General features: G+C 41.7%; 21 protein-coding genes and 1 tRNA gene. 12 read left to right on the top strand and 10 right to left on the bottom strand.

Annotated elements, in window-relative coordinates; genetic code table 11:
• Positions 1-203: 203 nt before the first annotated feature.
• The 4 genes from ACFS5N_RS09895 (at position 204) to ACFS5N_RS09880 (ending at position 3,902) form a co-directional block, all read left to right on the top strand.
• Positions 204-632, top strand: coding sequence for a MarR family winged helix-turn-helix transcriptional regulator (locus ACFS5N_RS09895; protein WP_377184842.1), 429 nt, complete (start codon positions 204-206; stop codon positions 630-632).
• Between the two features lie 35 nt (positions 633-667).
• Complete coding sequence (locus ACFS5N_RS09890) at positions 668-1,936, top strand: MFS transporter (RefSeq protein WP_377184840.1); 1,269 nt, start codon at positions 668-670, stop codon at positions 1,934-1,936.
• A gap of 73 nt (positions 1,937-2,009) precedes the next feature.
• Positions 2,010-2,738 (top strand): hypothetical protein, encoded by a 729-nt coding sequence (locus tag ACFS5N_RS09885; RefSeq protein ID WP_377184838.1) that lies wholly within the window; start codon positions 2,010-2,012, stop codon positions 2,736-2,738.
• An 852-nt stretch (positions 2,739-3,590) separates the two neighbouring features.
• The gene (locus ACFS5N_RS09880) at positions 3,591-3,902 is read left to right on the top strand and encodes a hypothetical protein (RefSeq protein ID WP_377184836.1); all 312 of its coding nucleotides are present in this window, start codon (positions 3,591-3,593) and stop codon (positions 3,900-3,902) included.
• Here the strand turns inward: ACFS5N_RS09880 and ACFS5N_RS09875 are convergent, their stop codons facing one another.
• Together ACFS5N_RS09875 and ACFS5N_RS09870 are read right to left on the bottom strand one after the other, a co-directional pair.
• A complete protein-coding gene (locus ACFS5N_RS09875; RefSeq protein ID WP_377184834.1) occupies positions 3,903-4,754 on the bottom strand; it encodes a sugar phosphate isomerase/epimerase family protein in 852 nt (283 codons plus the stop codon). It abuts the gene before it with no gap.
• Between the two features lie 38 nt (positions 4,755-4,792).
• Complete coding sequence (locus ACFS5N_RS09870) at positions 4,793-7,483, bottom strand: PQQ-dependent sugar dehydrogenase (protein ID WP_377184832.1); 2,691 nt, start codon at positions 7,481-7,483, stop codon at positions 4,793-4,795.
• Between the two features lie 378 nt (positions 7,484-7,861).
• Here ACFS5N_RS09870 and ACFS5N_RS09865 point away from each other — a divergent pair, with 378 nt between their 5' ends.
• The 4 genes from ACFS5N_RS09865 (at position 7,862) to ACFS5N_RS09850 (ending at position 13,198) form a co-directional block, all read left to right on the top strand.
• Positions 7,862-10,744 carry a glycosyl hydrolase gene (locus ACFS5N_RS09865; protein ID WP_377184830.1) on the top strand — a complete coding sequence of 961 codons (2,883 nt, stop codon included), beginning with the start codon at positions 7,862-7,864 and terminating at the stop codon, positions 10,742-10,744.
• Positions 10,745-10,845: 101 nt separating this feature from the next.
• Positions 10,846-11,805: a glycosyl hydrolase gene (locus ACFS5N_RS09860; RefSeq protein ID WP_377184828.1), complete on the top strand. Its 960-nt coding sequence runs from the start codon at positions 10,846-10,848 to the stop codon at positions 11,803-11,805.
• Positions 11,806-11,926: 121 nt separating this feature from the next.
• Positions 11,927-13,033, top strand: coding sequence for a PAS domain-containing sensor histidine kinase (locus ACFS5N_RS09855; RefSeq protein ID WP_377184826.1), 1,107 nt, complete (start codon positions 11,927-11,929; stop codon positions 13,031-13,033).
• A gap of 90 nt (positions 13,034-13,123) precedes the next feature.
• Positions 13,124-13,198 (top strand) — tRNA-Val (locus ACFS5N_RS09850).
• Between the two features lie 130 nt (positions 13,199-13,328).
• Here the strand turns inward: ACFS5N_RS09850 and ACFS5N_RS09845 are convergent.
• The 4 genes from ACFS5N_RS09845 to ACFS5N_RS09830 all read right to left on the bottom strand — a co-directional run bounded on the left by ACFS5N_RS09845 (position 13,329) and on the right by ACFS5N_RS09830 (position 18,723).
• Entirely contained in the window at positions 13,329-14,618 is a 1,290-nt protein-coding gene (locus tag ACFS5N_RS09845) for a hypothetical protein (RefSeq protein ID WP_377184824.1), read from the bottom strand.
• 29 nt (positions 14,619-14,647) lie between these two features.
• On the bottom strand, positions 14,648-16,099 hold the full coding sequence (locus ACFS5N_RS09840) for a hypothetical protein (RefSeq protein ID WP_377184822.1): 1,452 nt from the start codon (positions 16,097-16,099) through the stop codon (positions 14,648-14,650).
• Between the two features lie 223 nt (positions 16,100-16,322).
• The gene (locus tag ACFS5N_RS09835; RefSeq protein WP_377184820.1) at positions 16,323-17,246 is read right to left on the bottom strand and encodes a DUF6624 domain-containing protein; all 924 of its coding nucleotides are present in this window, start codon (positions 17,244-17,246) and stop codon (positions 16,323-16,325) included.
• A 289-nt stretch (positions 17,247-17,535) separates the two neighbouring features.
• Entirely contained in the window at positions 17,536-18,723 is a 1,188-nt protein-coding gene (locus ACFS5N_RS09830; RefSeq protein ID WP_377184818.1) for a hypothetical protein, read from the bottom strand.
• A 564-nt stretch (positions 18,724-19,287) separates the two neighbouring features.
• On the opposite strand from ACFS5N_RS09830, the gene ACFS5N_RS09825 reads away from it, so the two are divergent.
• A complete protein-coding gene (locus tag ACFS5N_RS09825; protein WP_377184816.1) occupies positions 19,288-19,704 on the top strand; it encodes a DUF3830 family protein in 417 nt (138 codons plus the stop codon).
• 82 nt (positions 19,705-19,786) lie between these two features.
• Here ACFS5N_RS09825 and ACFS5N_RS09820 read toward each other — a convergent pair whose 3' ends face one another.
• Positions 19,787-20,188, bottom strand: coding sequence for a hypothetical protein (locus tag ACFS5N_RS09820; protein ID WP_377184814.1), 402 nt, complete (start codon positions 20,186-20,188; stop codon positions 19,787-19,789).
• A gap of 77 nt (positions 20,189-20,265) precedes the next feature.
• Between ACFS5N_RS09820 and ACFS5N_RS09815 the strand changes: the two genes are divergently transcribed.
• Genes ACFS5N_RS09815 through ACFS5N_RS09805 form a run of 3 tightly spaced genes read left to right on the top strand, consistent with a single transcriptional unit; the run spans position 20,266 to position 22,644 of the window.
• On the top strand, positions 20,266-21,309 hold the full coding sequence (locus ACFS5N_RS09815; protein ID WP_377186537.1) for an acyltransferase family protein: 1,044 nt from the start codon (positions 20,266-20,268) through the stop codon (positions 21,307-21,309).
• 29 nt (positions 21,310-21,338) lie between these two features.
• Entirely contained in the window at positions 21,339-22,214 is an 876-nt protein-coding gene (locus ACFS5N_RS09810; protein WP_377184812.1) for an AraC family transcriptional regulator, read from the top strand.
• Entirely contained in the window at positions 22,207-22,644 is a 438-nt protein-coding gene (locus tag ACFS5N_RS09805; RefSeq protein ID WP_377184810.1) for a DUF983 domain-containing protein, read from the top strand. The genes ACFS5N_RS09810 and ACFS5N_RS09805 overlap by 8 nt, the downstream gene beginning before the upstream one ends.
• On the opposite strand, the gene ACFS5N_RS09800 is transcribed toward ACFS5N_RS09805, so the two are convergent.
• Genes ACFS5N_RS09800 through ACFS5N_RS09790 form a run of 3 tightly spaced genes read right to left on the bottom strand, consistent with a single transcriptional unit; the run spans position 22,639 to position 24,858 of the window.
• A complete protein-coding gene (locus ACFS5N_RS09800) occupies positions 22,639-23,424 on the bottom strand; it encodes a molybdopterin-dependent oxidoreductase (RefSeq protein WP_377184806.1) in 786 nt (261 codons plus the stop codon). The genes ACFS5N_RS09805 and ACFS5N_RS09800 overlap by 6 nt on opposite strands.
• On the bottom strand, positions 23,405-24,097 hold the full coding sequence (locus ACFS5N_RS09795) for a cytochrome b/b6 domain-containing protein (protein WP_377184804.1): 693 nt from the start codon (positions 24,095-24,097) through the stop codon (positions 23,405-23,407). Before ACFS5N_RS09795 ends, ACFS5N_RS09800 begins: the two co-directional genes overlap by 20 nt.
• Positions 24,094-24,858 (bottom strand): DUF1223 domain-containing protein, encoded by a 765-nt coding sequence (locus ACFS5N_RS09790; protein ID WP_377184802.1) that lies wholly within the window; start codon positions 24,856-24,858, stop codon positions 24,094-24,096. The genes ACFS5N_RS09795 and ACFS5N_RS09790 overlap by 4 nt, the downstream gene beginning before the upstream one ends.
• Between the last annotated feature and the right edge of the window lie 93 nt (positions 24,859-24,951).

The following is a 24,951-nucleotide window of genomic DNA, read 5'->3' as shown; positions in this document are numbered from 1 at the left end:
TAATTATTGGCACACAAGTAATTGTAACATAGTGTTTTGCGTTTTATATGGATTTGTGCATGGTGGCTTGGAATAAACTACCTTCGCCAAACCCGGCTATGCCACTATTGGAATTACCCCAGAAATTATTTACCCAAAGATGATATTTTACTAAAATTCCAGCCCTATATTTGTAAGGTAAACTTATTAGTTTATCTGAGTATATGGAAAATTTGGAATTTGTATCAGAATTGCGCACAACGGTGGGGCGCTTGATCAAAAAACTAAGAAAGGAATCAAGCACAGCCGAGCTGTTGTCGCTTACCGAGCGGTCGACCATGGGTTTACTTTATCAAAACAAGTCTATGCTTCCCAGCGAGCTGGCTGCATCAGAGAAGATCACCAATCAGTCGATGTCGGACATTTTGAAGCACTTGCTCGACTTGGGATTTATTACCCGTACCGCATCTGAACAAGATAAACGAAAAGTGCACATCAGCCTATCTGCCGAGGGCGAAAAGACATTATTACAAATGCGCAACGAACGCGACCAATGGCTAACCCAAGCCATAACAGCTACTTGCAATGCACACGAACAAGAATTATTAAAAAAATCAATCAGCATCCTTACCAAAATTGTTGAGTTTGAATAGGAGCTGGTTTTGAGCGCGATTTAGAGGAGAAAGAAATGGATATTACTACCTTCAAAGCATTCAGAAGCCGTAACTACCGGCTTTATTTTACCGGACAATCTATATCATTGATTGGCACCTGGATGCAAAAAACCGCTGTAAGCTGGGTTATTTATACGCTTACACACTCAACCTTTATGCTGGGGCTTACACTTTTTGCAAGCCAGTTTCCGTCATTTTTATTTTCGCTTGTGGGCGGGGTGGTGTCAGATCGGTATAATCGTTTTCGCGTATTGCTGGCTACACAGGTAGCGTCAATGTTGCAAGCGGTATTACTGGCTTGTCTTATCCTGGCTAATCATTACCAGGTTTGGGAAATATTGGGCTTGAGTGTATTACTGGGTATCATCAACGCTTTTGACGTGCCGGCAAGGCAGTCGCTTGTTTACGAGATGGTGGCCGATAAAAGCGACCTTCCAAATGCATTGGCCCTTAATTCGTCTATGGTAAACCTGTCGCGGTTGATCGGGCCGGCTATAGCAGGCATAATTCTCGAAGCCTTGGGCGATGGCGCCTGTTTTGTAGGTAACGCACTAAGTTTTGTGGCGGTAATTGCTTCATTACTGATGATGCGGTTACCTAAATATGAGGCCAAACCGCACACAAAGAATGTATTTGGCGAGTTGAAGGAGGGTTTTTCTTATTTAAAAAAGACACCTTCAATATCTTTTATTTTAATAATGCTGGCGCTGATCAGTTTAACGGTGCTGCCTTACTCTACCCTCATACCATACTATGCCCGCGACGTATTTCACGGCACCGCACAGACATTTGGCGTGATAGACAGTTTTATTGGATTAGGCGCTTTTTCAGGAGCGATATTCCTGGCTTCGCAAAAAACGGGAGCCAATTTGAAAAAGATACTGTTCATTAACACCATAATTTTTGGCGGCGGATTATTGCTTTTTTCGCACGAGCATAATTATTACCTCGCGCTACTGTTTGTAACTATCGCGGGCTTTGGCATGATGTCGCAAATTACGGTGAGTAATACGCTGATTCAAACTACGGTAGACCCTAATATGCGCGGCCGGGTAATCAGCTTTTACGCTATGGCATTTTTTGGTATGCAGCCTTTGGGCGGGTTGTTAATTGGCGCTATATCTAAATGGATAGGTACGCCCGACACATTAATGTGCGAAGGTTTTGCCGCCCTGCTGGTTGCTGCATTGCACTGGCGCTACCTGCGCCGTGAAAAGAAGCTAAAGGCCAGGCGTCAAAAACCTGTTGTAGATGCTACCATAGTCCAGGCGGCACAGGCTTAATTAAGTGGACGTTAAAATATGTTAAACTAAACAGCCCGGAAGGTATTTAGTACTAATTTGGCAAAAGCGTAACATGAATAAATTAAAATATATAGCAACAATGTTTTTCGGCGTGCTGCTTTTTGGGCAGGCCGGCGCACAAGACTTGTTAAAGGGCCGCGTGCAGGAGCTTAAAAATGAGGTACTGCTGCCGGGTATTAAAATTGAAAACAGTACACAGCACCAAACGGTTTATTCTGACACTAAGGGAAACTTCGTGATCCGGGCAAAAAAAGGCGATGTGCTTTATTTTACCGGTATGAGCTACATACCTGACACCGTTTATGTAGCCGATATGAAATACCTGGTGGTTTCGCTGGTGCTGCGTCAAAACGAATTGAAAGAAGTAAGCGTAAAAAACAGCGAGCTCAGGCTAGGTAAACTTAGCGCCACACCTGAGACGGGGCCACTGGGCAGCAGGACGGTGGTATATCAACCCAATGGCGGCTTAAAAGTTAAGCTATTTGATTCGCACAGTAATGAGAAAAAACGCGAGAAGCTGGCGAGGTTGGAACAAGAAAGCGAGCAATATCAGCAAATAAAGGCCGTGTTTAATGAAGAGACTGTAAAAAACTATATCCCGCTTAGCGGACAGGAGCTCAAAAACTTTGTGATTAAATACACGCCAGATAGTAAAACCTTCTTCAGCGATAAGTTCAACATGGCGGCTTATATCAATGAAAACTATAAAGCCTTCATGAAGATACCTGAAGAAAAAAGAAAATCGACAACCTATTTCCAGCTCAACGGCTCGGATAACTGATACCCAATACCTATGAATGAACAAAGGCGTCCTGAGATAACCGGGACGCCTTGTTCATTTATATATGTATTAATTAGGGACAATAAATTTAAAGATTTTTTAGGTTTTAAAAAAGGGCCGAAATACTCTCGCAGTTTTCGACCCTACATCTACCTATGAAAAACAGTCCTTTGAGTGGACTGATTATACATAGACAAAATGCCTGCCAATGCCGCCCTGGTGTTTGCTTATAGCTAAAACTATTGCCCTATAAGGAAGCGTGTAATTAACCACGAAGAAAAAATTCCCCAATGCGGGATTTGTTTTCTCAGAATGTTGCTTAATGGTTTAAAAGTAATAGCTTGAGAAAAGTGTTGTTTCCTGAAAATAAGTGAAGCCGAAAAGCTAAGCGACAAATAATAGCAAAGCCCCGTTTTAATAAACGGGGCCTGCTCATTATATATAGTTACTAATTAGGGGCAAATTTCAAAACCGTAGTTTTTCAGGTTTTTAAAAAAGGGCCGAAATACTCTCGCAGTTTTTCGACCCTACATCTACCTATGAAAAACAACCCTTGGGAGGGCTGTTAATATATAGACAAACACCTTGCCAATTGTAACATTGGTGTTACACTAAGCTGGATCGAGTATAATGCTTGCTATCGGGGAATTAACTTTGGAGAAAACCTTCCCCATTCAGAGCGAAAATTTCTCAGATTTTTTCTGAAAGGTTAATTGAGGCAACCCGCGAAGTATCGGACTGTTACCGTAGTTAAAAGATAATGCCAAAGCCGTAATACCGGGCATTTAATTATTTTGCCTAACCCAGTAAAAACTTCAAACCATAAGCTAACACCATTGTTAACAAGATAATATGGAGTACAACGTATATCTGTTAGCCACCGATCCGAACAACCCTTGCCGAGACGTTATTCACTCACGCGATACTGAGCTGAAAATACGGGTGTATTGTTTGGATGCAGACAGCTTTGTGCCCGATACTAATGAAATTCAGTTATACGGTTATGCCAACGGCAAGTTGTACGCCTTTGAAACGATAGATATATCGGCCGAAGATGCGTTGGATGTAGTAGGAGCTATTCAGTGGTATGCCGACTATATCGACTATCCGGATATGGAAATATTGCCCGAGGACCCTCGCCCCGGGCAAAGTGTAGCTATGTAATTATACGTTAACCTTAGACAGGTAATCCATATTAATTTTCATACTTGCAGTTGGCGATCCGGCCGGATACTCTTCCTGTTCAATAAAATAATATTCAAGGCCCGCCTTTTTAGCTTGTTTAAATATACCGGCAATATCCAGTTTACCATTGCCAAACTCAACGCTGTTTCTACCTTTCATATCCTTTAAATGCCATAGTTTGAAGCGGCCCTCATAATCGGCAAAGTATTTCAATGGGTCATAGCCCGCAGCAACAACCCAGCCCAGGTCCATTTCCATAGTAACCAATTCAGGGTCAGTATTTACCAGCAGAATATCGTACAATACATTTCCCTGATCTTTTTTAAATTCAAAATCGTGGTTATGGTAACCGAATTTTAAACCGGCAGCCTGGCACTCTTCGCCGGCTTTATTGAAACGCTCAGCAACTTTTTGGTAGTTCTCCATGGTATCGCCGGCAAAGGGTAATGATGAGCAAACCAAATACTCCTGACCGGCCTCTGCAGCCTGCTCAATGGTTTTTTGCCAGTTAGCGTCAATGCCAGTGTGCGCACTGCGTAACGTCATGCCCAGGTCTTTACAGGTTTGTTTCATTTCTTTAGGCGTTAAACCGTAATATAAACCTTTACCGCTTGAGGCCGATTCAACTTGTTTTATACCCAGGTCGGCAATGGTTTTCAAAGTCCCCTGCGGGTCTTTCATCATCTCATCGCGGAAAGTGTACAGTTGTATGCCCGTGTCGCTGATTACTTTTTTTGGCGCAAATTTGGCAGCCGCTTTAAATGACGGCAGCAATACTGCTCCCGCAGCCATTACCCCCATGTTTTTCAAAAAATCCCTACGCTTTGTCATTGTGTTATAGTGTTGAGTGTGTGTATATGTGTAGACGGTTAATTACTATCCAAAAATTGAATGCTGCTAAACTGAATAGGTGCACCGCTAAATACAAAGTACAAATCGGTTATACCTACACCGGGCGGCAGCACTGCCTTAACTTTATCTGGCCCGTAAGTACCTGCGTACTTAGCCAGCAATTTGCCTTGCGGCGAGCCGGCATGTATTTCAACGGTGCCGGCAACCTCGCTGTTACCGCGGGTGCCAAGCACTATCTGCTTAATGCCGGTCAAATCAATATGGCTGAAACGCATCCAGGCGCCATCAGCTTTTGCAGAGGCGACCGTACTGTCGCCGTTAAATGTAATGTCATGAAACTCGGTTACCGCCTTTACCGGCATCACCGGGGCATGCAGTATTACCGTATTTTCACCGGTTTGTGCAGGCAGGCCCCTGGCGCCGCGGTCGGTATAAGCGGCACGCAGTATAAAGCTACCATCAGCGTTTTTCGTCGTTGCAGGGATGCTGGTGGTATAGCTGCCGCTAACCGGTAATGATTTAGCAGTAGGCTTAGGGTAAGCCAAACTCAACACATATTTCACAATGGCTTTGGCGTCGCCGTCTGCAAGCGCAGGGTGTGCAGGCATCATCGCGTCGCCCCAGTTGCCTGAGCCGCCAGATATAATTTTCTTTGCTAAACGATCAGGAGCTCCCGGATCGCCTTTGTATTTAATGGCCACCTGCGTAAATGCAGGGCCTAAAACTTTTTCAGTAACCGAGTGGCAGGCCTTGCAATCGTTCTTAGCTATCAAAGCCATGCCCGCAGCATATTCGGCATTGGCATCAACCGCGCCTTGTTTTGAGGCAATGGCTGTCATGTTATAGCCTTCAGACAAATAGTTCGCGCTAACCGATACCCGCGATGCAGGGATGCGTTTATTAGCCAAGCTACCGTCCTCTTTATCATTTACACTCACACTGTATTGAATGGTTTTGCCCGGAAAGAAAAAGCTTGAGTTGCCACCGGTAATATTGAATTTAACCACCGGGGTTTCGTTACCCGCATTAATTTGTACGGTTTTGCTGTTTTTAGCGCCATGTACATCGGTAACCGTCAATAATGCTTTGTAAACGCCGGGCATATTCAGTTTTACCGTCGGATTTGCTTGCGCGATGGTTTTGAAAGGCGCGCCGTTGCGGGAGATCTTCCAGCTATAAGCCAGTTTATCACCGTCGGCATCCTTGGTTCCTTTCGATGACAGCTTAACCGTCATCGGCGCAGCGCCTGCGGTTTTATCAACCGATGCCTGAACCTCTGGCTTGCGGTTTCCGCCGTTATATTCAATGCGGATCAGCTCAGCTTCAGGATTATCTTTAAAGTAACCATTGCCATATTCCAATACATATAAGTCGCCGCTTGGGCCAAATTTCATATCAATTGGTCCGCGCAGTTTAAAGTTAGGCAGAAAACGCTCCATGCCCGCATAGTTACCGTCCTTATCAATGGATACTACATTGATCCAGCCACGCACCCAATCGGTAATAAACCATTTGCCCTCATAGTACGAAGGGAACGGGCGCGGGGCGCCAATAAAGTCATCAGCATGAAAAATTGGTCCGCCCACGGCGCTGTCGCCGCCGCTTTCCAGCAACGGGAATTTAGTGCTTTGTTGTTTTGAATAATAAATAAATGCCGGAGTAGCCGGTGGCAAATCAACCAAACCTGTATTGTTTGGCGATGTGTTTTTGGGGTGAGCCGCATTAAACCACTCGCCCGATTTCTTGGTTTCGAAGTTATAATGATTGTAGGCCAGATTATCGGCCACAAAATACGGCCAGCCATAAAAGCCCGGTTTTTTAGCCTGGTTAAACTCGTCGTATGATTGCGGCCCGCGATTTTTAAAATCATCCTCGCTGCCGTCCGGGCCTACCTCGCCCCAATATAACCAACCGGTTTTGCTGTCAATAGTTGGGCGCCATGGGTTACGGTTACCCATTGTATAAATTTCAGGTCGTGTTTTGGGTGTTCCCGGCGGGAAAAGGTTCCCTTTCGGTATACTGTAGCCGCCGTTTGGCTCGGGGTGTATTCTCAATATCTTACCACGTAAGTCATTGGTATTTGATGCACCTTTCTGCGAGTCCTCTGCCGACATGCCCGGGCGCTCATCCAGCGGCGAGAAACCGTCAGACGCGCGCGAGAACGTATTGTCGCCGGTAGTTAAGTACAAATTTCCTTTTTTATCGAAGGTCATACCTCCGCCAACATGGCAGCATTCATAGCGCTGCACCACCACATCAAGCAGGTGTTTACGGGTTGATATATTAAGCGGGCCTTTGCCATCCCAGGTATATCGGTCTAATGAGTTCTTGGGGTCATTGCCGGCCGGCGACATATAAATGTAAATCCAGTGGTTTTTTTCAAAATCCGGATCCAGAATAACGCCCTGCAAGCCGTCTTCAGCCTCGCTAACCTCGCCGGTTTGGCTCACATATTTAGTGCTTACCGCAAACTCATGAATCACCGAGGTTTTTTGCGTAACCGGATCGTACAACTTCAGTTTGCCTTTGCGCTCGGCGTAGATAACCTTACCGTCTTTAAGCACCTGGAATTGCATGGGTTCCTGCACGTCCTGTGCCAGTACCACTTTGGTAAAACGGTTGTCGTCCGGCTTTACTGTTGATTGAGCCGAAGCAGATAAAAGTACGGTGGCTGTTAATAAGCCTGTTAGAAAAATACGTCTACGCATAATTTCGTTGTTAAGATAGCAATGAAAGCTGGTTTTTGTTGAGAATAAATCTGTTATCTAGCCGATTTTTTACAAAAGCTTAAATTTGTTACATAAATCCGACAATTAACAGACATAATTGGCCCTGCAAACATATTTAAAATTATGCGGATGAGGGGGGAGGATGTGTAATTGTGCGGATATGCAAATGTGCAATTGGATCGGAATTTATCGTTTCCGGCGTGTTATGGTGAGCCAGGCGTGCAATCTCCCCGGTATCTTGGTAAATCGTCACCCGCTTCCCGTTATAATCGCAATGTTACATTGGCCGCCGAATGATTTAAATATTTTACCTTAAGTTTGAGTAAGCCTTATATAAACCAAGCATCTGGAGTAAACATGAATAAAAAGCAATTATTAATTGCCGCTGCTGCCTTTTTTTGTGCCGGCCATGCCTTGTCGCAGGTGCCAAAAAACATTAACGCCACATCAAACCAGCCCGACCCGGTTATGGATGCTCATTTTAAAAACCCGCCGCAGGGCGCAAGGCCCTGGGTGTTCTGGATGTGGCTAAGGGTTGATGCCGACGAAAAAGCGATAACCGCCGACCTGGAAGAGATGCACAAAAAAGGAATAGAAGGGGCCATTCTTTATGAAAGTGGTACCGGTTATGAGCCAGCCTCTATGACGGCCAATATGGTTTTAGAGGGAAAAAAATATGTAATTAAACCCGCTGCGGATTTAAAAGGCGCTGCACAATTACCCTTACCCCAACCCATCATTAAACCCTGGAGCAGCAGGGTGCGTGAGTTGTTCAGGTATGCCGCTAAAGAAGCTAACCGTATCGGGATAAAGTTTGTACTAAGCGTTGGGCTTGCGGGCACCTCGGGGCCCATTGATCCGGAATACGGGCAACAGGAGCTGATCTGGTCTGAGAAGGATGTTATTGGCGGGCAGCTGATCAATGAGCAACTACCTGAGGCCTCTAAAAACGTATTGGCAACGCATAATTCTTTAGCAGCTCAAGCGGCAGATTACAAAAAGAAACTCGCCACAATGCCAGCGGTAGTTAAAAGCGAATTTAATCGGCACGAAATAGCCGTACTGGCTGTTCCCGATGAGCCTGGCGCCAGAGTATCACAGGTAATCAATATCTCTGATAAACTGCATGACGATGGTAAGCTGCAATGGCTCGCTCCGCCAGGTAGATGGAAAATTATGCGCTTTGCTTACCGCCCAACCGGGCGCCATGACGTTTGGGGATATTTTACCGATAGCATGAGCGCTGAAGCGCTGGATACTACCTGGAATACTACAGTAGGCAAAATGCTTAAAGAGATGTCGCCCGATGAGCGAAAGGGTTTGTACGGCGTTGAGGATGATAGCTGGGAGGGCGGCGAAACTACCTGGACCAAACTTTTCGCGCAAAAATTTAAGGCGCTTCGAGGCTATGACCTGATATCCTGGCTGCCTGCTATAGCCGGAGTTACTTTAAACGATACTACGCAAACAGATGGCATGCGCCGCGATTATTACCGCACCATTGCCGACCTGATTGCCACCAATCACTATGACCACCTGCGCGAACTGGCCAACAAAAACGGCTTGGTTTGCTATGCCGAAGCCGCCGGACCCAATACCGCACAACTGGACAACCTCAAAAACTCAAACGCCGTAAATATGGCCATGGGCGAGTTCTGGATTCCGTCGGTACACCGCCCCTCGCCCGAGCGCAGGTTTTTGTTGCGTAATACTGCTACGGCAAACCATGTTTATGGTAAGCGGGTAACCGCTTGCGAAGCTTTTACATCGGTTGGCCCGCATTGGGAGGAAAGCTTTTTCGACCTTAAAAATGTCGCCGACCAGGCTTTTTGCGATGGTTTAAATCAGGTTGTGTTTCATAACTTCAGTCAGTCGCTGGTTTTAAATGCCAAACCCAACTATGTGTACTTCGCCGGGACACACTACAGCCGTAATGTAACCTGGTGGGACGAAACCCCCGCTTTTAACGCCTATGTGGGGCGATGCTCGTACATGCTGCAGCAGGGCCTTTTTGTAGCCGATGCGCTGTACTATACCGGCGACGGTATTGGCCACGGCGAGCAAATGAAATCAACCCCGGCTTTGCCGGCCCCAGGCTACGATCACGACAATTGTAACCTCGACGTGCTGTTGCATCGCGTTAGCGTAAAAAACGGGCGCCTGGTTTTGCCCGATGGTATGAGTTACAAAATGCTGGTGCTGCCCAACCAGCCAAAGATTGCATACCAGGCCCTGCAAAAAATTGCCGCGCTGGTAAATGGCGGAGCGGTAGTTGTCGGCCCGCGGCCTGAAGGCCTGACCGGACTTGTTTTAAACGCAGCTGAAAAAGAAAAGTCAAGAAAAGTGATTGCTGAGTTATGGTCAGGTTCGGGTAAGCGTCATGTTATCAGCAACAAAAGTGCATCAGAAGTGCTTACAAGCATCAATTTACGGCCTGACTTTGAATACATCGGTTTGAGCGGCGCCGGGGAGATTGACTGGATACATCGCCGCGTTGGCAACGACGATATATACTTTGTAGCCAGCCGTTGGGACACTCCGGAAAAGCTTAATGCAACTTTCCGCGTAAGCGGAAAACAGCCCGAACTGTGGGACCCGGTAACAGGCGAAATACGCCCGGCCAAAGCATTTACCCAAAGCCATGGCCGCACCACCGTGCCGCTGGAGTTTGACCCGCGCGGATCTGTATTCGTAGTTTTCAGAAAAGCCATACCTGTAAATGTAATTGGCTCATCAATAGCGAATTACCCGGGATATAATATCTTGGAAAATATATCAGGCAGCTGGGGCTTACACTTTGACCCCAAATGGGGAGGGCCGGCAAATATGGTAATTGATTCACTAAAGGACTGGACAAAATTTGACGACTATAACATCAAACATTACTCTGGAACAGCTATTTACAATAGAACATTTAATATAACTAAAGCCGATGCCGGCAAAAAACTATACCTGAACCTGGGAGAGGTGCATGAAGAAGCTGTAGTAAAACTAAACGGCGTGGAGCTAGGGGTGGTGTGGACCAAACCAGCACGGATAGATATCAGTAAAGCCATACATGCAGGCTATAACAAACTGGAAGTGAAAGTAGTTAACCTATGGCCCAACCGTTTAATTGGCGACGAGCCACTGCCACAGGAGAAACGGTTTACGCTGACCAATATTCATAAATTTAGTAAAGATACGCCGTTATTTCCGTCCGGGCTTATTGGCCCGGTGAGCTTAGATGTGGCGCGGTAAGTTAATAAACAGATCATACCTTTGAGCGGACCATGTGTAAGGCCCTGAAAATTTGCCTGTGTTTTATGTTTTTCTGCGGGTTAAATACATCTGCGCAGCAAATGGAATTGTCTAACCCCAACGCCTCACGCGAGGCCAAAGCCCTGTATTGCTACCTGAAGGCCATGTACGGGCATAAAATGCTGGCCGGGCAAATGACATCAAATTGGGGGTTTGACGAGTTGAAATATTTACATGACTCGGTTGGCAAACAACCGGCCATTCGCGGCATGGACTTTATCGACAGCAGTAAAAATCAAAACGAAGTTAAGTTTGCCAAGCGGTGGTGGCGCAAAGGGGGTATCCCAACCATTATGTGGCATTGGGGTGCACCAGCTAAAGGAAATGGCTATGAGAACGCAAAAAAAGTGGTAGATATTGATAAGGTTTTTGAATATGGAACGCCGGAGAACACAGCGTTTTGGAAAGAGCTGGACGAAAAGGCCAAACTCCTTGAAAAGTTGAAGCGCAAGCATATCCCTGTGCTGTGGCGCCCATTTCATGAACTTAACGGCGATTGGTTTTGGTGGGGAAAGGACGGCTCGCAACAATTTAAAAAGCTTTGGATAACCATGTATAACTATTATGTGCACGAAAAGCATCTGGATAACCTGATATGGGTGCTTTGTTATGCAGATAGGCCCAATAGCGCATGGTACCCCGGCAGGCAATATGTGGATATCGCCGGTGCAGATACTTATCAAACCGAAGAAAACGTTCCGCGAGCGGCTATGTATAATGGCGTGAAGGCTATTGTAGGCGATGTGATGCCGATACCTATGCATGAATGCGGAATACCGCCCGATCCGGAAAAATCATTTGCTGATGATGTAAAATGGTCATGGTTTATGGAATGGCATACTGATTATCTTAAAAAGGTACCTGTTAAATACCTGCGAAAAGTTTACAGCAGCGATCTGGTAATTACACTGGATAAAGTTCCTGATATTATGAAAATATATGGCGAACGAAAGCCATCGTTTTGGCATAGGCTTAAAAGGTTTTTCGGCCAATTATTTTAGGTGAAAGCATCACCAACACGGCCGCCGGATAACGGTATATTGAAACAATAAAATCAATAAACCGTACAAATTTATGTATAATAGCTTTGCGATTGCTTACCTGTTAATATCCAAGTTATAGATGACGGTGCTGAAAGATACCCCTAATGAGCATTTCGACCTGGGATTATTTTTTGATCTCTCGGCCGATTTGCTGTGTATAGCCGGCTATGACGGTTATTTCAGAAAGATCAATCCTGCTGTATCCGGTTTGCTGGGATATAGCGCCGAAGAACTGTTTTCAAGACCAATAGCTGATTTTATTCACCCGGACGATAAGTTAAATACCGCTGTTAATAGAGAAAACCTGACAGAAAGCGGTATACCGCTGTTAAACTTTGAAAACCGGTATCTAACTAAAGCTGGAGAGGTAGTATGGCTTTCCTGGACTTCAATGCCGGTGGACAGCGAGCAAGTTGTTTATGCCATCGCCAAAAACATCACCCACAAAAAGAAACAGGAGGCAGACCGAAACCGGCTGATCAAGAATCTTACGGAGATTAACAGTGACCTAAAAAAACTAAACTATACTACGTCTCATGATCTGCGGGCGCCGGTGGCTAACTTACTGGCTGTTTTTGATCTGCTGGATAACAGCAAAAATAAAGAAAACGAAATGGAGCAGTTTATTGGCCATCTGCGCGCCGCAACCAATAACCTGAAAACGACATTGGACAGATATGTTGATGCCTTGGTTGAAAAGACAACACCAACCATCACTCTGCATGAATTGGACATACAGCTTGTTTTGAAGAATGTATTGCAATCGTTGCAATCATTAATCAGCGGATCAAGGACTAATATTGAGATTGATTTTGCAGCATTTAATCATATCAGGTTTAATGAAAACCATTTGGAAAGTGTTTTTTTAAACCTGATAACTAATGCCATTAAATATGCCAAACCTGGCGAAGCGCCGCAAATTTCTATTAGTACGCAGCTGGTAGGCGGCGTTAAGCAACTTAAGTTTGCCGACAAAGGTATTGGCTTTGACCTGGAAAAAGTAAAAGACAAATTATTTGGTTTGCACCAAAAGTTTCACAACAATAAAGACGGCAAGGGGATTGGTTTATACCTTATTTACAATCACATTTCAAGTCAGGGCGGGAGCATAGATGTTAAAAGTAAAGTTAACGAAGGGACGGAATTTACGATATCATTTAACCCAATGTCAGGGACGGAGCATTAAAATTAGTCTGATAATCAGGCAAAAAAATATTATTTCAATTTTATTTTGCGAAATAAAATCAGAGGTCTATATTTGCAGTCCCAAAACAAAGGGAGCATAGCTCAGCTGGTTCAGAGCATCTGCCTTACAAGCAGAGGGTCACAGGTTCGAATCCTGTTGCTCCCACAAGATAGAAAGCTCTTAGATAAGTTCTAAGGGCTTTTTTGTTTATAGGGGTCTTTAAGATACAGTGATTATTAGGTCTAATACAGCGTAATGACCTCGTATTGTTCGCACAAATGATGCAACAGTTGAATCAGCCAATCCACGCACTATTTAGAAAATCTGAATAAAACGATGCTTGCATAAAAACAGCCAAACTATAATAGAGTACAAAATAATTATTTAAAAACGGATAATATTTTAAAAGATAAAACACAAGAAAAAAGAGCGAATAGAAACAAAGCACATTTAAATTAAAATGCTGGTAGACCCCCGTAAAAAAAAAGCCAAAAAGCGTTAACAAAATTAATATGACACCTTCTTTTAATTTGGGAGAAAACCCTTGATATAAATAAATTACAAATATTAGTGTGAAGGGAGTACACATCACATGTCTATTTATACTCCATATGGATGTAGATTTGCCTAAGTTAAAACTAAACGAAGTATCGAGTATAGTAACACCAGCTATGTATAAAGCTGAAAATAACACAGACTGATTAACTGCAGATAATAGCAGTGGTTTTTTCTTTGTTATATGGGCCAAAACCCACCGAACGATAAAAAATATCGCCAGAACACCACAAGTAAATGCAATGCCATCTAATCCGAGCACTCTATTTGCCGCAATAGTTGTCAATGGAAATTGCGGTATAATCCAGTGTCTTCTCCAATATTTTTGAAGTTCAATGAAATAAAACCATTTACCATCATTACGGGCCATATAAACTCCTGCTAAAAAAAGGCCTCCTAGACTGGCCCAGAGTTTATAAACCGTTTGTAAAAACCGCAATCGAAGTGTTTTTTTGGAGCCGTAATTAAGCAACTCACACAAAATTATAGCCGGAACGAAAATTACACAAACTGACCTGGTTAATGCTGCTCCAAACAAGCCAATGCACAATAGCCATATAGAGTCTTTTTTATACCCGGTTACAATTAAGGTACAAAAAAGAAAAAACAATGACTCCGAATACGGAACCGCAAAAAATATAAAAGAAGGAAATGAAAGTAGTAATAATATTATATTATGATGCAGCTTTTGCTCTTTTAGAAGAAAGGCAAGTGAAAAGCAAAATATAATCAAGTTAAAAACGCTTATTAACAAAATATCTAAGCCAGTTAGTCGCCAAACTAGCGGAAACAGAGGGAAAAACGCCAAGTTACTCGCGCTATCTTGCGTATATAAATACCCAAATTCTTTTATGGTGTAATACCAATAGGCGTCACAACGAATTAAATTGTTAGGAGTAGGCGCTACATATTTGGATTGATAAAAAACATGTAAAAAACCATAAACCGTCAAAACTATTGCAACATGAAAAATAATTGTGGTAAAGGCCCTGTTTTTCTTGGATGTCAAAAATTGCGTGATTGAATACATGCGATTGTTAGGATAAGGTTTTTAAGTTTCTAGTTTTTGGGCATTACTTCAAATAAAAGCAACGAGTGGTTCTCGTATCCGGTAAAAGTTTTAATATAGCATATCCAGTCAGGAATACCAGTCTCAAGTTTATTTAGTTTATAAGGTTCAAACAAAAAAGTGTAATAACTAATCTGGTCTGCCTGGATAACCACTAAGGTTTTAACATTATTATCAAATTGAATGGGGGTGAATAAGTTGAGTGGTTGATCATCTACATTTTTATCAAAATAAAAATGTTGCTTGATGGGTATAGGCTGGTATGGGTTAGCCCCCTTAGTGGTAAGCAATACAACTTTTCTATTACTATAGTCATTATGAATTTTTTGTGTGATGTTAGCTCTGCCCTCATCATCGGCCGGCGATAACATAATCATTAACAATGCAACGCAATTTTCAAAAATCAACATAACCGAAACAAGAGCACTCCACTTAAACGTAGTTTTGAAAAGGCTAAAACCACCTAGCGTTTGAAGGCTCAGAACCATAGTTAGCGGAATGAAGTTAACTATAGGAAATAAAAATCTTAATTCTTTGTGTGGAACTATTAAATGAACTATTAAAAAGGGAAGTAACACCCAACTTATGAAGTTGCGATTATTAACAATCAACTGAATACATAAGCATACCCAGATCAATAATCCTAAGGGTATTGTTGCTGCACCGGTGCTTTCTGTTAAATAAAAGTACCATGGAGACCTGCCATAACCCGAAGCAACGTCATTAACCACATTGGCTATATAATAATTAACAAAAGTTGCAGTAAGCTGCCCATAATACCAATAGTCGATTACAAATCCTAAAGTTAGTACTGCTATTCCCCCAAGCAATAATTTGCAAATATTCGATAATCTGCTTTGATAAATAAAAATAATCCATAATATCAATCCCAGAGACATAAAAGCCGTCTGAAATCTGAAAAGAAAGCTCAACCCCAACAACGCCCCCGTTAAAATAAACTTATACTTTAAGTTTGACAGTAAAATAGCCAGGCCAAGTATAAAAGTTAAACCGGCGTATGACTCTGAAGAAAATCGAGCATTGATAAAAGGCAAAAACCATAAAAAATAAGACAATAAATTATACCAAATTTTAAAGTCGGGTTTTATTAAAAAATCTGTTTGCTTTATAAAGTAACTAATTATTAAAACAGCCAATATGGCTGTAAGAAACCTTAAACCCATCATAGACACATAAGGGTCAGTTACATTGAAAGCTTTTGCTACGGACAAAAAGAGATAAGCTATTAAAGGCTGTATCGCGGGCCTTATTTTAGCCTTATACTCCCAGGCCAGATCTGACGGCTTATTTTCTCCGGATTTTAATTCTGCAAATTCAATCAACTGATAGTGTTCGTCGTAATAATAAAATCCATTGTTAAAAACAGCACTAATAGTGTAAATAAAAAACGCTGCTAACAATATTGCTTTACGTGTAAACATCGGTTGGTAATTAATTGAGCCAGGATAAATATCAATTCAACAAATATTTATCGTGCTTTTTATGTGATGGGTTGGTTTTTTAAACTTTTTGGAATTGACCACAAGCATGTTTTACTCTACCTATACAGTAATTAGCAATCAGCAACTGTTATTGCTTGTAACATCCATGCTAACAATCAACTCCGCATTTTTGAAATCGTAGCTATATTATTGAAAAATATTGCTATTTACTGTTTTCCGGATAATTGATATCGAAATAGTTCAAGTATTGTTTTAAAGGGATTAAGCCTAAGGTTGCACGTAAAGAATCAACTTTTGCTTCGTCTTTTATAGGTGCATATTTATATGCGCCATATTTTCCGGTTGTTTTATCTTTTTCTTTGTAAACCTGTGTGCCGTAAATTTGATACCCATATTTATCAACGCTTATTCTATCTGTCATCAATGCAAACCATTCTTTGCTGGCTTCATTTTTAGCCACCGCCTCTGCTAACATGTTCAGATATTTTTCTTGAACTTGTAAACTGGCGTGCTGTAGTACTAAAAATGCGCCGTTTGCCGATGCCGGGCCAACCATTGTATAAGTAGGCCAGCCATATTGACTGATTATTTTTTCTACCTCGACCAAATCCTCTTCATCATGAAAGAATTTTTTATCTTTTTTCTTTAATCCCATCCCCCGGCCTTGTTGGTCATTAAGATAGATATGAAATAACTTTACCGCCAATTGTTTGTCTGTTACTTTTGGATACATTGACAGATAAATTGAGTCGACGGATTGCGTTATTTTTTTCCAGCAATCATCGCTTCTAAATGGCTCAAAGTCTGTATCGGTCATAATAAAAAGCATCAAACCTCGTCCGCTTTTTAAGCATCTATTTAAATAATAACATACATTTTGAGCATCGTTTTTAGCAGCATAACAAATTGCTAAATTGTAATAAGCTGTGGTTGTTTTTGTAGTAGTTGCAGAAGCTAGCTGCCTTTTTAGCTCTTCGATCTTAATATCTGTTTGATTTCTTGCATTTAGCGTATCGACAAATAACATCTCCTTCCCTATCTTATCATAAGGCGGTATTATTTGTGATTTGGCATAACTGCTCAATAACAAAAACAGCACTAATATAAATAAGGTGTTTTTTTTCATTTGCGAAAATCAGTTAGGGGTGACGTAAGCCACCCCCAACGATAGTTTTGTTTACTTCTTGACTCTTAAAATCAATTCTATAGTTACTATATACATTACAATCAACGCAATGCCTGTGTATATTTCTTGCAAAAAAGACACATTCCAATATTTACTTGCTATTAATATACCAGCCAATAAACATAACTCAGGAAGTATTCCTATAATTCCTTTTTGAGTTCTTGAAATGTAAACTCTCAGTACAATAGACAATTGAAAGAAAAACAAAATTATTAAACAAAAAATCATATTAATGTCCTATGCTGTCCCAAATTGTATCCCATCCTGCTGTAGTCATGGAATCACCAACTCCGGTGCCCGCACCCCATAAAAGAGTTGCGCTACCAACGGTTACGACTGCACCTTCCGGGTCTGCTACAATCCCAACTGTTCCCCCAGCGGCATTCCAACCTGCTACAGCACCGGCTTCTCCCCCTGTTATAGCACCCTGTATATCGGCTTTTACAGTGTCTTCGCCATGTTTTGACCACCAATCAGAAATTCCATCCACAATCCCTTGAATATCAATGCCGTCATCTTCCGCTTCGTCGGCATAGTCAGGATAGATATCAACTTCGCTTAATTCCGGAACATAATAAATGGTGTCAGCATCTAAAGTACGTAAACTGTTTGTTCTTGCAGTACCAATATTCTTCTTAAAATATAGATAATTTAGCTGAAAATTACTATACTTAGCCAAAACGGTAGGGTATTGCATTGCAAAATACCATTTTCTGTAGTTTTTAAACCAATATTGATAGGAAGCAAATCCCACACTTGTTGCGGCATATACTTCGTTGGCCTCTCCATTACTCAACATCTTTGAAGCATTATTATTTATTTTTTCTAATTCCACTTTCAGTTGTAACATTGAATTTTGTTTAAATTTTGTAGATAAAGCAACTGTAATTTGGTTTAGTAAGGTTTGTAATGCATTTGAACCTTTACCGCTCTCATCTAAACTCAATATTGATTTTTTTGGTCCTTTTTCATTAACATGTACTCTGTTCTGCGCATATTTAACAAAAGAGGGCCCCATTATACGGTAAGACTTTGCAGTTGTAGGATTAGTAGCGAAAAATTTTTCAAGAGCATTTTTTAATACAGCATCATAATCGAACTTATTAGAAGACATAAGGCCTGCGGGACTTATTCTAACGGAACTTGTGTGAGCCCTAAGTTCAGTTGCCAGCGTGTTAAAAACAGAATCCAATCCAGCATTGTGGAGTTGGCCCAGTTGTTTAAAGCCCTCTGGTACGTTATTTAGGGTAATGTAACCGGGCAAACTGGTCAAAAGTGTACTTTTAAGTTGAATATTGTCATTGTAAGACGAAGAAGAAGTTTTCTTACATGCATTTACTAGGATAGCCAGAACAGCTGTACTAGTTAGTATTGTTAAAAGCACTAAAGAATTAAGCTTTTTAAAGTTAGGTTTCATAATTTGTTGTTTTTAAATGTAAGGTTTAAGGTTTTTGATTTTTAGTTTTTGAGAAAAATCTAATCCCATTTACGGAAGGACACTTTGTCCTTTCTCATAATTAAATTTTATTTTACATCATAAGTGGTTAATGGGTTAGGTTATAAATTATTGACTAAATAAATAGTACGTAGGTTAATAAAAATATACATATAGCAGAATACAGGTACAATGTATTAAGCGGTAGAAAAAACAAGAAGAACTGGCGACTATCCAATTTCGATATTAAAAAAAAATCAAGGAATGGTTTATTGTTGCGATAAATTGCTTTTAGGTTATTTTTAATTTATGATTAAGTTTAGTTGATATAATATTAGGAACTAAAAATGAAGAATGCAATGTTTTTAAAAAAAAAGTAGTAGCAAAGGCTTAATATCTAATTAGTTAGATGTTAAATGGCGGCTTGTAGGTGCTTATGAGGTGTTAGTTATAAGTTAAAGAAAAATTGTCAAGTAGAAAAGAATGATTATTATAAAGCAAAGTTAGGATGAAGTGTTTTAACTATTTAAAAGCTACTTTGCAGTTATGAACGGTTTTATTTTGAGAACTCCGGAAGAGCAAATTATCCGCTTTGAATTTTATGTTGACGACGCAACAGCCACATGCAAGGCTTTTGAAGCGTTGTTGCCTTTTTCCCGCAAATTTATGCATGCGCGGGTTTCCGGACAGGAAATCTGGATTGACGATGCTGCGCCACTGGATGTGATTCAGGAAAATGCTTCGGTTTTTACCGAGCCTGGCGAGGTAGTATATGGTCCTCAAAATGCCCGGCGTACAAAAACAGTAAACTGCATGGGTATTTACTATGGCGAAGGCCGCGGATTAGACGCTTGCAATATTTTCGCAAAAGTTTTTGATGAGGATAAAGAAAAGCTGAAAGTCCTTGGCGAAAGTATCTGGAAAGGTGGCATGAAAGCGTTAAGATTTGAACCGATGCTTTAAGTATCGTGTTTCTCTGCCAACAGGAGAGGATTATATCTAAGCCAAGTACGTCGGTTTTCTCACTTGAGCTAAACACATCGCGTTAGCTAAAAAACACCACTTTAAACAATAAGGGAACTATGATTAAGCCAATAGATATTAAAGCATAATTTCTGAAGACATTGCTGTTTCTTTGTTTTTGTGCTATAGTTTGGTATTGGTTATTTGAAAAAATCAGCAGATAATTCAATATTATAAAAGGCAGGACATAAGTAATAATCACAGATATGCCCGTATTGTAGCCGGTTGTATAAAAAATATGCACAGGAAATAGTAAAAGTAAATGGTTATTAAGGGCGTGCAGCAGTAAAAATAATGTCAGCAGATTAACGCCCATTAATATGGAGATAGAAATTAATGGCATCAATTTCCAGCCGTTATTTTCGGCCTTGTTTTTCTTTGCCTGGTTAATGGCATCTGCCCATATTTTGTAGTACAGGTTCATAAAGGTATAACCGCAACGGTTATAAATGGTTTGTGCGATTTATCTGGTGTCTGCATGCCTGTATTTTGAACAGTTTTATGTATGTTCATGCCGAACCCCAAATGGACAAACAAAAAATATTACCCCAGGTCGTTTTTTTAAGGGCCTTAGCCTCGCTTGGTGTCTGTGTTTTTCATCTAACTTTCGCTCAACCAATCTTTTCTGATTCGAGTGTTTTTAAACAACTTTTTCTATATGGGTGGTATGGCGTGCAAATGTTCTTTATCATATCGGGTTTTATTATATGCTACTCGATGCCTGAAGATTATCAGCTTAAAGACTTTAAAACATTTATTGTAAAGAGAATCGTTAGGATCGATCCGCCTTATATTATCTGTATTCTGCTTATTTTATTCCTGCTTTTTATATCGGCGCCATTTAACCACGTGCCTTTCCATTTTTCGTTTTTGAACTTTCTGTATCATTTGGGATATCTGAATAACTTTAAACTGGGTGAATACTACAGCCCTGTTTTCTGGACGCTGGGCATCGAGTTTCAGTTTTATATTTTGATAGGGGTAATCTTTTGGTTCATCAAAAAATCGGCCTTGAACCTGGTTATAGGTATAGCCTTTCTTTTGGGCATTTCCTTTATACCTACGCAAAACACCATGCTGGTGCTGTATTCTTTGCCGTTGTTTTGTTTGGGAATGGCCGCAAACTTTTATTTATACGATCAAAAAATTAATACGCCGACATATCTTGGTGTGATAGCTGTTTGCTTTGTACTAATTTTTATAAAAAGCATACCCATTTTTTGGTGTTGCGTTTTTACCATGATGGTGATCCATTTCTGGAAAAACGACAACATGATCATTCGGTTTTTTTCGAGGATATCTTATTCGTTATACCTCACTCATTCGGTAATCGGTGTAAGGGTTATCAACCTTGGCTTGCGTTTTTGCCATACTACTGTAACCAAACACCTGTTATTTGTGGTAGCGCTAATAGTTACTATAGCATTTGCATGGTTGTTTGAAATTGTTGTTGAAAAACCATTTATGCGTATGGCGAAAAGTATTCACTACAAAAGGCCACAATCGGTAAATAGTACCATAAGTGCCATAAACAATACCATTTAAGGCGCGGGATACTTCTTATCTTTGTAGTAATGAAAGCGGCCATCCCTATATATGATATTTGCAGCCTGACTCAACGTCAGGATGATTTGCTCATCAGCCGCTTTGCGTCCTATTTAAAAAGCCACCGTAATTTGCACCTGGCGCATAAACATTCGTTTTATCACCTGGTTTTTTTTACCAAAGGCGACGGTTCACAAACTATAGACTTCCAGCAAGTTTCTGTAAAACCCTTCCAGATTTATTTCATGATCCCTGGCCAGGTACATAAATGGGCGTTTGAAGGGGAGGTAGATGGCTACATAATTAATTTTTCAGTGCCTTTCTTCCAGTCATTTTTACTAAAGGCTAATTATCTGGAAGAATTTCCGTTTTTCACAGGCATTGTAGACGACTCGGTTATCGATATCCCAGAGAGTGCGCAAGCCCAGGTAATAAATCTGTTTGAACAACTGATCTGCGAAACGGAAGAACCGAAGCCGCTGGCCGACGACATGGTGCGCGCCCTGCTGCTGCAGTTGTTCATAACCGTTGCCCGTACAGGAATAGCTACCGTAAATAAGGCCATACCGCATTATAACTACACGTTACTGCGCAGCTTTCAAAAGCTCATTGAAAAGAATTATACCGCCTTACGTTTACCTAAAGAATATGCCGAGCTGTTGTATATTACCCCCAATCATTTAAACGCTTTATGTAATGATGTATTGGGGATGTCTGCCGGCGAAGTTATCCGTAACCGGATTGCTCTCGAAGCAAAACGCCTGCTCATTAATAATGATTTGACGGTTTTAGAAATAGCTAATCAGCTCAACTTTACCGACAACTCTTACTTTACCAAGTTTTTTAAAAAACAAGCAGGTACTACGCCCGAAGAATTCAGAAAAATAACCAATAGTCATGAATAGTTCCACCATAAAACCAATAGCCATGCCAACCTCACAACTATCAGCAGCCCTCCATGCCAAATGTCCAAAATGCCGCAGAGGCGACATGTTCGCCAACAGCGGATATAATCTTTTTTCGCAAAAAATGAATAAGGCCTGCCCGCACTGTGGCTTCACGTTTGAGATTGAGCCGGGGTACTTTTATGTAGCCATGTTTGTGAGCTACGCCTTTAACGTTGCCGAGATGGTAACTATGGCTGTAGGTATTTATATACTAACCGGCAGCCATAATCCCTGGGCATATGTAATAGCCTTGTTGGGGGTGTCGGTTTTACTATCGCCTTTTAACTTTAAATTTTCGCGGGTAGTACTCCTGTATTGGTTAACCCCGGGTGTGCATTATGATCCAGACCGAGATCGCGATGATTATAAAAGACCAGGAAGCTTATAATCCGGAATAATAATCATACCCCTGCTCGGCCCAATAGTCGTGCGGACGGTTGTTGCTGAAAGTTATGGTGCCGATACGTTTTAGGTTTTTAATACCATATTTAGTTGGAATGATAAGCCGCAGCGGAGCGCCGTTTTCTAAAGGCAGTGGCTTTTCATTTACCTCATAGGCCATAATGGTTTGGGGGTGTATAGCGCTGGGCATATCTATCCCCACATAATAGGTTTTATCGGGAGTTTCCATGCCGACATATTGCAGCTGCGTTTGGTCTTGCAGCTTATAGTGATTCAAAAAATCAATAAATTTTATACCACCCCAGTGCGATATCTGGTCCCAACCCTCAACACATTTAAAATCATAAACAATTTCGGTTTTAGGCAGTGTTTTGAGTTCGTCTAAACCAATGCTAAGTGTTTCGCCGTTTTGTTTTTTTACTTCAAGCTTCCAGTTGGCTATGTCAAATTGTTTATCGGCCTCAATACCGATGTCGCTGTTTACCCTTACGTTTTTTGCGGCCCGGTCTTTTGAGTAGGTTTTAACCAGGTGATTTTCGTTATACAGCAGCCGGCGCACGGCCAACTCGGTTTTGTTTAAGGCCCGGCGCAAGGGCACGCGCTGACCGCCGGTAATAGCCGTAACCTCTTCGGGCGAATGATAAAGCCAGCGCCAACCCAAAACACCGGTAACGGCGGCTGCGCCAAATACGCCGAAAGATATAAACGTGCGGCGATTGATTTTTTGCTGAACAGTAAGCGGCTGTTTAATTTTTTTCTGCTTCATCTGCCTTTTTAATTTTTGGCCCGGTCTCTAAAACCTCAAAGCCTGTTATTGCCGAACTAAAGTTTTTCCACCCGGCCAGGAAAACCTGAACTATGTGAATGACAAAGAAAAATACATAACCCAACGTCAATACAAAATGAATAATGCGTGCCGAATGGTAACCACCACACAGCCAGGTTAAATAATAACACTGCACGGGTTTATAAATGGCAAGGCCGCTGATAACCGAGCCGATACCCATTACAATGATCATAGTGTAGGCGATACGTTGCGCTGCGTTATACTTTTTTTGAGGCGGCGCCATTTTGCGGATATGCAGATCGTGCAGCAAAACCAGCCAGGCTTCTTTAAACGACCGCCGGTTTGGCACCAATTCACGCCACTCGCCCGATATCAGCGTATACAAAATATAAAACACGCCATTAAGAATAAAGAACCACATAAACAGAAAGTGAAAGGCCATACCTTCTGACAGGCGATGCGTTATATTAAAATAGCGGTAAAACCAGTCAGGGAAAAATTTAAAAAATGTGTGCCCGAATAAGGTGATGCTGTATTCGTCGTTGGCCCAGTAGATAAGCATGCCGCTCCATATCATGATGCTGAGCATCGGAAAATTTACCCAATGGCACCAGCGCATAGCCAGCGAGTGTTTTTCTTTGATCTGTTTCATAAGGCGGCCGGTATAGCTTGTTTAGTAGCAGCTGTAATTTGGCCGTTTGATAAATCCTGGAGCAGCACAATCACCTCGAAATTCTGATTGCCGGAAATCGACGGCAAAGTCAATGTGCCCGCACCTGTGGCATTTGAGCCAAGAGCCTGGCGCTGCAGTTGCCGTACAATTTGCACATGCGATAGCGTATGGCCGCCATTTTCGCCGCTTTTAACTTTTGTTTGCGCTGATTTTTGCACCAATGCCAAAACCACTTCGCTATATTTAGGCGCTGCGCTGACGGTATAAGTGACCGCAATTTTAGAACCTGTGTTTTTTAAGGCGGTTAAATTTATTTGTGCCGATGATGATTTCCCCAATCCATTAATAATCGAATTGCGCAAGTTTCCTTCCTGCGAGCCAACAAACTCTTTCTGCCCATTAACTACAATTTGCGGCGTGTAAACTGATGGAATATGCAGTGTTTTTGCATAAGCCTCTTGCCGTTGCGAATACGCGGCATCACTAAAAACATCTTTCCAACCAAGCCGGTTCCAATAGTCGACATGGTAGGCCAAAATATAAACCGGCTCATTTTGATATTGCTTTTGAACTTTGGCCACCAGCTCGTCAGCGGGCGGGCAGCTCGAGCAGCCTTCAGAGGTAAAGAGTTCCACCACGACAAAGCCTTTGCCTGCCGGGTATGGTTTGCCGGCAAAGGCATTAAAAATTAAACCGGAGAGGCATATTGCTGATAAAATAATTACTCGAACGTGTTTCATAACTTAATTGTATATGAGGTATGTACGCAATTGGTCGGGGCAATAGACGTTCCCTTACAATAAATTTAATAATTTTAATTTCGTTTGTAAGGT

The organism is Mucilaginibacter ximonensis (genome assembly GCF_042686265.1).
GTDB classification, from domain to species: domain Bacteria; phylum Bacteroidota; class Bacteroidia; order Sphingobacteriales; family Sphingobacteriaceae; genus Mucilaginibacter; species Mucilaginibacter ximonensis.
This window is presented reverse-complemented; position numbering and strand designations above follow the sequence as displayed.

Coding starts and splice junctions, on each gene's coding strand:
- ACFS5N_RS09895 (WP_377184842.1), top strand. CDS start 204: ATGGAAAATTTGGAATTTGTATCAGAATTGCGCACAACGGTGGGGCGC.
- ACFS5N_RS09890 (WP_377184840.1), top strand. CDS start 668: ATGGATATTACTACCTTCAAAGCATTCAGAAGCCGTAACTACCGGCTT.
- ACFS5N_RS09885 (WP_377184838.1), top strand. CDS start 2,010: ATGAATAAATTAAAATATATAGCAACAATGTTTTTCGGCGTGCTGCTT.
- ACFS5N_RS09880 (WP_377184836.1), top strand. CDS start 3,591: ATGGAGTACAACGTATATCTGTTAGCCACCGATCCGAACAACCCTTGC.
- ACFS5N_RS09875 (WP_377184834.1), bottom strand. CDS start 4,754: ATGACAAAGCGTAGGGATTTTTTGAAAAACATGGGGGTAATGGCTGCG.
- ACFS5N_RS09870 (WP_377184832.1), bottom strand. CDS start 7,483: ATGCGTAGACGTATTTTTCTAACAGGCTTATTAACAGCCACCGTACTT.
- ACFS5N_RS09865 (WP_377184830.1), top strand. CDS start 7,862: ATGAATAAAAAGCAATTATTAATTGCCGCTGCTGCCTTTTTTTGTGCC.
- ACFS5N_RS09860 (WP_377184828.1), top strand. CDS start 10,846: ATGGAATTGTCTAACCCCAACGCCTCACGCGAGGCCAAAGCCCTGTAT.
- ACFS5N_RS09855 (WP_377184826.1), top strand. CDS start 11,927: ATGACGGTGCTGAAAGATACCCCTAATGAGCATTTCGACCTGGGATTA.
- ACFS5N_RS09845 (WP_377184824.1), bottom strand. CDS start 14,618: ATGTATTCAATCACGCAATTTTTGACATCCAAGAAAAACAGGGCCTTT.
- ACFS5N_RS09840 (WP_377184822.1), bottom strand. CDS start 16,099: ATGTTTACACGTAAAGCAATATTGTTAGCAGCGTTTTTTATTTACACT.
- ACFS5N_RS09835 (WP_377184820.1), bottom strand. CDS start 17,246: ATGAAAAAAAACACCTTATTTATATTAGTGCTGTTTTTGTTATTGAGC.
- ACFS5N_RS09830 (WP_377184818.1), bottom strand. CDS start 18,723: ATGAAACCTAACTTTAAAAAGCTTAATTCTTTAGTGCTTTTAACAATA.
- ACFS5N_RS09825 (WP_377184816.1), top strand. CDS start 19,288: ATGAACGGTTTTATTTTGAGAACTCCGGAAGAGCAAATTATCCGCTTT.
- ACFS5N_RS09820 (WP_377184814.1), bottom strand. CDS start 20,188: ATGAACCTGTACTACAAAATATGGGCAGATGCCATTAACCAGGCAAAG.
- ACFS5N_RS09815 (WP_377186537.1), top strand. CDS start 20,266: ATGTATGTTCATGCCGAACCCCAAATGGACAAACAAAAAATATTACCC.
- ACFS5N_RS09810 (WP_377184812.1), top strand. CDS start 21,339: ATGAAAGCGGCCATCCCTATATATGATATTTGCAGCCTGACTCAACGT.
- ACFS5N_RS09805 (WP_377184810.1), top strand. CDS start 22,207: ATGAATAGTTCCACCATAAAACCAATAGCCATGCCAACCTCACAACTA.
- ACFS5N_RS09800 (WP_377184806.1), bottom strand. CDS start 23,424: ATGAAGCAGAAAAAAATTAAACAGCCGCTTACTGTTCAGCAAAAAATC.
- ACFS5N_RS09795 (WP_377184804.1), bottom strand. CDS start 24,097: ATGAAACAGATCAAAGAAAAACACTCGCTGGCTATGCGCTGGTGCCAT.
- ACFS5N_RS09790 (WP_377184802.1), bottom strand. CDS start 24,858: ATGAAACACGTTCGAGTAATTATTTTATCAGCAATATGCCTCTCCGGT.